The sequence below is a fragment of the Luteimonas sp. FCS-9 genome, from assembly GCF_001014645.1.
In the GTDB taxonomy this organism is placed as follows: Bacteria; Pseudomonadota; Gammaproteobacteria; order Xanthomonadales; family Xanthomonadaceae; genus Luteimonas.
The window spans coordinates 20855-27058 of sequence record NZ_LASZ01000029.1; the positions used below are offsets into that span (position 1 = coordinate 20855).

The following is a 6204-nucleotide window of genomic DNA, read 5'->3' on the forward strand; positions in this document are numbered from 1 at the left end:
CTGTTGTCGATCCTAGCCTGAATGCTGCCGCCGGTCAGCGGGTGCTTGCGGGCGTGGCGGCAGTGCAGTCGGTCAGCGCCAGGGGCGCGAGGCGAGCTCCAGGCCGAGCAGCAGCAGGCAGACGAGGAACCACACGCGAAAACGCGCGGGGGGGATGCGCTGGCGCAGCCGCCCGCCGAGCCACATGCCGGCCAGCGCGGGCGCCACCGCCAGCGCCGACAGGCCGGCCTGTTCGAAACGGAACGCGCCATGCGCGCCCAGCCCGATCGCGAGCGCCAGCGTCGAGACCGTGAACGAGAGCCCCAGTGCCTGCACCAGCGTGTCGCGCTGCAGCCCCAGCGCTTGCAGGTACGGCACGGCCGGGATCACGAACACGCCGGTGGCACCGGTGACCGCCCCGGTCGCGACGCCGACCGTCGGCGACCACCAGCGCTCATGACGCGCCGGCACGGTCAGCGGCGGAGCGAGCAGGGCATGGCCGGCGTAGGCGATGAGCGCCAGCCCGAGTGCGCACCCCGACCAGCTCGGATCGGTCGTGGCCAATGCGCCGGCACCGGCGATCGTGCCGACCACGATGCCCAGCAGCATCGGCCAGAGACGGCGCACCAGTCCGCGCAGGTCGGGACCGGCGGCCAGTTGCCAGACATTGGTCACCATCGAGGGCACCACCAGCATCGCGGCCGCCGCCGCGGGCGGCATGCCCAGCCCGAGCAGGCCCATGGCGATCGTGGGCAGCCCCATGCCGGTCAGGCCCTTCACCGCGCCTGCGAGCAGGAAGATACCGATCAGTGCCGCAAGGGGGAACGCAATCGCCGTGTCCATGGCGCCATTGGGCGCCGGGCCGGCGGCGGGCACAATGCGGCTTTCGCAGCGCCACCCTTCGGATGGGCCGAAGGGCGCGCCCTGGAGGCCCCGTGCGACTCGACCTGTCCGACCTGCGCCTGTTCCTGCACGTCGTCGATGCCGGCAGCATCGGCCAGGGCGCGTCGCGTGCCCACCTCGCGCTGGCCTCGGCCAGCGAACGGCTGCGGCGGATCGAAGCCGATGCCGGCGTCGCGCTGCTCGAGCGCCACCCCCGCGGCGTGCGCGCCACCGAGGCCGGCGAGGCGCTGGCCCATCATGCGCGCCGCCTGCTGCGCGGGCACGGCGTGCTGCGCGACGAACTGCAGGCCTTCGCCACCGGCGCCCGCGGCACGCTGCGGCTGTACGCCAACACCGCGGCGACCACCGGGTTCCTGCCGCGCGCGCTGGCGCCTTGGCTGGCGGCGCGTCCGGGCCTCCGCATCGACCTCAAGGAGCGCACCAGCGCCGAGATCGTGCGCGCGGTCGCGGCCGGCCGGATCCAGGCCGGCGTGGTCGCCGACAGCGTCGATCCGGGCGGCCTGCACCTGCATCCGGTGGCCGACGACCGGCTGGTGCTGGTCGTGCCGCCCGGGCACCCGCTGGCCGCCGCGCGCGAGGCGGCCTTCGCCGACGTGCTGGCCTCGCCGTTCGTGGGCCTGGCGCCGGGCAGCGCGCTGCAGGACCACCCCGACGCGCATGCCGCGGCCGCGGGCCGTTCGCTGGCGTTCCGGATCCGCGTCCGCACCTTCGAGGACCTGTGCCTGCTGGTCTCGCAGGGCGTGGGCGTGGGCATCGTGCCGGCGAGCGCGGCGCGGCGGCACCGCCGCCGTCATCCCCATCGCGCGCTGGCGCTGCGCGAGCCCTGGGCGCAGCGCCGGCTGTGCGTGTGCGTGCGCGACTGGCGGACGCTGTCGCCGCCGATGCGCGAACTGCTCGTCCACCTGGGCGCCAGTCCATCCCTGGGGGCCGGCGGCTGACCGGCTGCGCGGACAGCGGCGTGTGCGTCGCTCACAGCGCCGGCTTGGCGGTCATCAGGTAGAAGATCGCCAGAAACGAGAACAGCGCCGGTACGCCCATCGCCGCCCATGTCCCCAGGTGCCGGTCGTAGGCCGGCGGCAGCGGCCGGCCGGTCGTTGCGGCGTGCTGCGCGATATCGCGCAACCGGATCTGGATGCCGACCACCGGCAGCCAGCACAGCGCCGCGATCGCGAAGAGCACGATCGACCAGTACAGCCATGGCGTCGACAGCGGGATGTGCAGCCGGTGCGCCAGGTACACGCCGGTGAGCGGCTGCACGACGATCGTGGTCGCGGTGAACAGCCAGTCGGCCACGACCACCAGCCGCGCCACCGCGGCGACCACGACCGGATCTCGCTGGCGGCTGGCGAACAGCAGGTAGAACGCCGTGCCGACGCCCGTGCCGAACAGGAACGTCGACGACAGGATGTGCAGGAACTTAACGAGGGCGATGTCCATCGGGATCGTCCAGTTTCAGCAGGGCATAGACCAGGGCGAGGACCGGCAGGTTCTTCAGCACCGGGCCGTAGGGGTGGGCCCAGTACTCGGGCAGCCAGACGCTGATGACGAGCGTGTAGAACGCGATCAGCGCCAGCTGCGCCCGGTACGCGCCGCGACGCCAGCGGCGATGCCAGACCGCCAGCCCGAGCACCGCGTCCAGCGCCGCGGCGCCGTACAGCGCCGGCAGGCCGAACGCAGCGGGCACGTGTGCGCGCTGCAGCAGGTCCAGGCTCGCCGGCACCGGGTAGACGAACGCCGACACCCAGGCGGTGACCAGCCACATCAGCGAATCGGCCAGTCGCATGACCGGGACCAGCACGCGCAGGCGGGCGGCGTCGCGCACGTCGGACCGCGTGCTGGACGCGAGGAAGCCGGTGGCCGGACGCAGGGGCCGGGCGAGCAGCGCCTGCCAGGCGGCGGCATCGCCGTGGCTGCCTGCGTCGAGCATGCGCAGCGCATCGGCATCGGGCAGCGGCACCGACGCCGGCATCGGTAGCCGCGACACGGCGCGCACGGCCCACGCGGGGGCGGGCAGGACACGCAGGCGATGGCCCATCTGCGCCGCCAGCGTCCGCAGATAGTCGGCGAACGACAGCGGGGCGGGCCCGACGGCCTCGATCAGCGGGGGTGGGGCGGGATGCGCGAGCAGGGCGGTCACACCGTCCACCAGGTCGTCGAGGTGGATCGGCTGGACGAGCTGCCGGCCGCCGCCGGGCAGCGCGACGACCGGCTGGGCGGCCAGCGTCAGGAACAGCCGGGTGCTGGCGCCCGTCTCGGCGAAGACCAGCGACGGCCGCACCACCACGTGCGTGCCCGGGAACGCACGCGCGCAGGCATCGCCGGCCGCCTTGCTGCGCCAGTAGGCCGTCGCCGCCCGCTCGTCCGCGCCCAGCGCGGAGATCTGCACGATGCGCGCCACGCCGGCCGCCGCGGCGAGTTCGAACAACGTGCACGGGCCGCTCACGTGGACGTGCTCGAAACTCGCATCGGCCGTTTCCTGGAAGATGCCGGCGGCGTTCACCACGACGTCGACGCTCCGCAGTGCTTCCATCCACCGGCGCCTGCAGGGCCGGGCGAGGTCGAGTGCGACGCGCCGGCCGGGGCCGGCGTCGTCCACCGCCGCGCGCCGCACCGCGAGGACCACCGCATGGCCTTCCCGCTCGAGCCGTTCCGCGATCGCCCGGCCGATCAGCCCGGTGGCACCGACCACCAGCACTGTCAGCGGCGTCGCTGGCGCATCGCCTTGCTGCGCGCGCTCCGCTCCGGCGCGGCCGCCAGCGTGCTGTCCACCGCCGTGGTGTCGTGGCTCAGCCACCGGCGCACCCGCGCACCGGCCGCGGGCACCAACGCGACGAGCCAGTGGATCTGGGGCCGGCGGGCGCACCGGCAGGACGGGCTCTCATTGGCGTATACCGTCGTGGGGTATGGCATCCATCATGCGTGCTCCGTGTTCTGGGCCTCCGGCTTCGAGTACGTCCGTCGCGGGCGGCGCACCCCCGGTCGGGTGGTCGCGCTGGCGATGGCGATGGCCGCGGTGGCCTACGTGGTGGATTACCGAGTCGTGCCGCCGCGCCTGTCGCCGGGCTTCGACCGCCGACTGCGGCACCGTGACCTGTTCGCCGTGTATGCGGCGTTCGGGGCGGGCGTCGCGCTGCCCTGGCTGCTGAAACGACGGTCGGCGCGCTGACGCGCGGTCGCGGCCGTCCCCCGGACGACTAGCGCGCGAGCACCGCCGCGATCACCAGGCCCGCGCCGAGCCAGGCCAGGTCGACCGGCGTGTTCGCCAGGCCGGCCAGCGTCCAGGCGTGATGCGGCCCGAGCTTGAGCGCAGATTCCCACGGCGTCATGCCCATCGGGCGGGCGAGCTGCGCGGCGACGATGCCCCAGCCGGCGATGACGATCGCCAGCCCGGTCGCCGCCGTGCCCGCCAGCGCGCGCACCGCCCCCGGGCGCAGCCGCGCCAGACGCACCAGCAGCGCGGCGTCGAGCGCGGCGACCACGGCCATCCAACTGCTCTGCGCGCCCAGCGCGTCGGCCAGCAGGATCCAGGCGGCGGCGATGCCGGCGCTGCCGAGCAGCAGCAGGCCGATCGCCAGCGGCCAGCGCCGGGCGCGGGCGGGTTCGGGCATGGAAGACAGCATCGCGGGAATGGTGGGTCAGCATACCGGCGGCCGGCGATACAATGACAGCCTTGTCGCGGCCGCTTCCGGCCCTCATGTCCAGGGCCATGTACTCCCGCAGCAGCGAACCCGTCCGTTTCGAACGCGATTGCGAGGCCGTCCTCGTTCCCCAGGGCGAGAACGTCACCCTGCCGGCCGGCAGCGCCGGCTACATCACCCAGGCGCTGGGCGGCAGCTACACGGTGTTCGTCGAGGGCAACCTGTTCCGGATCGCCGGCCGCGATGCCGACGCGATCGGCAAGGAGCCGCCGGTGCCGCTGGAACTGCCCGACGATGCCGACGATGCCGCGGTCGAGCGCATGGTCTGGCATCAGTTGCGCACCTGCTTCGATCCGGAGATCCCGATCAACGTCGTCGATCTGGGGCTGGTCTACGAGGCCGTCGTGATCCCCGAGGGCGAGGGGCGGCGCAAGGTCGAGGTGCGGATGACGCTGACCGCGCCGGGCTGCGGCATGGGCGAGATCCTGGTCGACGACGTGCGCAGCAAGCTCGAGCTCATCCCGACCGTCGACGAGGCCGACGTCGAACTGGTGTTCGACCCGCCGTGGAACCGCACGATGATGTCCGAGGCGGCCCGGCTTGAGACCGGGATGCTCTAACGGCGACCCGCTGGCTGCGGGGGCGCGATGGGCGCCCGTTCGCGGGCGGCTGGCGATGGGCGCGAGCCGCCCGCCGTCGGCGGCCGTGCGATGTCGTCGCCTTCGGCGCCTTTCGTGAGGGAATCTGCGTCCGCCTCGTCCGCCTCGTCCGCGTGCGAAGCGTGTACGCCCTGCGTCCGGCTTCCGGCTTGGCGGTGTCAGGGGATGTCGTTTTGCGGCCAGTCAGGTCGCTGAACGCCCGGCATCACGCAATTATGTGATTTGAATCACATTTATTTGCGAAAAATTAACGGAATCGTCCATTGCGCCCGAACACCGCTGTCGCGTAGCGTCAGTTTGCGGTCAGTTTCGTCATGTCCGCGTTCGCTGCGGGGCAGCCGTCGCCTGGTTGCGATCCTGCCGGCCCCGGTCCTGCGCCGCGTCCGTGGCGCACCCACCGTTTCGGGGGTTCCAGTCCATGTCCAAGAAGAAGTCGCACCGCCTTCGCCGCCGCGTGCTCGCGGCATCGACCATGCTGGTCCTGGCCTCGCCGTTGGCGCTGCACGCCGCCGAGCGGCTCGACCTCGCCGGCCTGCAATCCGCGGATCGCCACGACCGGTTCATCGTCAAGTACCGCGACGGCAGCGCCGCCCAGGCGCAGCCGGCCACGATCGACGCCGCGCTCGGAAGCGTCGCCGGGCGCCTGGCGGTCGGCGGCGGAAAACAACGGCGGCTCGAGCATCTGCGTCGCACCGCCGTGGGCGCCGACGTCGTGCGCACTAGCCGCAAGCTCGACCGGGCCGACGCCGAGTCGCTGATGCGGCAGCTTGCGGCCGACCCCGACGTCGAGTACATCGAGGTCGACAAGCTCAACCGCGCGTTCTGGACGCCGAACGATCCGCGCTTCAGCCAGCAATACGGGTTCGGCACCGGGGCCGGCGGCATCCGCGCCACGACCGCCTGGGACGTCACGAAGGGCGCGGGCGCGGTCGTCGCGGTACTCGACACCGGCATCGCGTCGCACAGCGACCTCAATGCCAACATCCTGCCCGGCTACGACTTCATCAGCGACACGACGGTGGCCG

7 protein-coding genes and 1 pseudogene are annotated in these 6204 nt (G+C 73.0%); 4 read left to right on the forward strand and 4 right to left on the reverse strand.

Features of this window, described 5'->3' with window-relative positions; all coding sequences use genetic code 11:
• Window positions 1–72 precede the first annotated feature (72 nt).
• The gene (locus WQ56_RS16530) at window positions 73–822 is read right to left on the reverse strand and encodes a sulfite exporter TauE/SafE family protein (protein ID WP_047138236.1); all 750 of its coding nucleotides are present in this window, start codon (window positions 820–822) and stop codon (window positions 73–75) included.
• Between the two features lie 92 nt (window positions 823–914).
• Here WQ56_RS16530 and WQ56_RS16535 point away from each other — a divergent pair, with 92 nt between their 5' ends.
• Complete coding sequence (locus tag WQ56_RS16535; protein WP_047138237.1) at window positions 915–1820, forward strand: LysR family transcriptional regulator; 906 nt, start codon at window positions 915–917, stop codon at window positions 1818–1820.
• Window positions 1821–1851: 31 nt separating this feature from the next.
• Here WQ56_RS16535 and WQ56_RS16540 read toward each other — a convergent pair whose 3' ends face one another.
• Entirely contained in the window at window positions 1852–2319 is a 468-nt protein-coding gene (locus WQ56_RS16540) for a DUF2269 domain-containing protein (RefSeq protein ID WP_047138238.1), read from the reverse strand.
• Window positions 2300–3577 carry an SDR family oxidoreductase gene (locus WQ56_RS16545; RefSeq protein WP_343123211.1) on the reverse strand — a complete coding sequence of 426 codons (1278 nt, stop codon included), beginning with the start codon at window positions 3575–3577 and terminating at the stop codon, window positions 2300–2302. The genes WQ56_RS16540 and WQ56_RS16545 overlap by 20 nt, the downstream gene beginning before the upstream one ends.
• On the opposite strand from WQ56_RS16545, the gene WQ56_RS18885 reads away from it, so the two are divergent.
• The gene (locus WQ56_RS18885) at window positions 3509–4048 is read left to right on the forward strand and encodes a hypothetical protein (protein ID WP_156170607.1); all 540 of its coding nucleotides are present in this window, start codon (window positions 3509–3511) and stop codon (window positions 4046–4048) included. The genes WQ56_RS16545 and WQ56_RS18885 overlap by 69 nt on opposite strands.
• A 28-nt stretch (window positions 4049–4076) precedes the next feature.
• On the opposite strand, the gene WQ56_RS16555 is transcribed toward WQ56_RS18885, so the two are convergent.
• Window positions 4077–4490, reverse strand: coding sequence for a hypothetical protein (locus tag WQ56_RS16555; RefSeq protein WP_047138239.1), 414 nt, complete (start codon window positions 4488–4490; stop codon window positions 4077–4079).
• 98 nt (window positions 4491–4588) lie between these two features.
• On the opposite strand from WQ56_RS16555, the gene sufT reads away from it, so the two are divergent.
• Together sufT and WQ56_RS16565 are read left to right on the forward strand one after the other, a co-directional pair.
• A complete protein-coding gene (gene sufT / locus WQ56_RS16560; RefSeq protein WP_047138240.1) occupies window positions 4589–5140 on the forward strand; it encodes a putative Fe-S cluster assembly protein SufT in 552 nt (183 codons plus the stop codon).
• Between the two features lie 457 nt (window positions 5141–5597).
• Window positions 5598–6204 (forward strand): annotated as a pseudogene (locus WQ56_RS16565) (peptidase S8); the annotation flags it as partial.

Coding starts and splice junctions, on each gene's coding strand:
- WQ56_RS16530 (WP_047138236.1), bottom strand. CDS start 822: ATGGACACGGCGATTGCGTTCCCCCTTGCGGCACTGATCGGTATCTTC.
- WQ56_RS16540 (WP_047138238.1), bottom strand. CDS start 2,319: ATGGACATCGCCCTCGTTAAGTTCCTGCACATCCTGTCGTCGACGTTC.
- WQ56_RS18885 (WP_156170607.1), top strand. CDS start 3,509: ATGGCCTTCCCGCTCGAGCCGTTCCGCGATCGCCCGGCCGATCAGCCC.
- WQ56_RS16555 (WP_047138239.1), bottom strand. CDS start 4,490: ATGCCCGAACCCGCCCGCGCCCGGCGCTGGCCGCTGGCGATCGGCCTG.
- sufT (WP_047138240.1), top strand. CDS start 4,589: ATGTACTCCCGCAGCAGCGAACCCGTCCGTTTCGAACGCGATTGCGAG.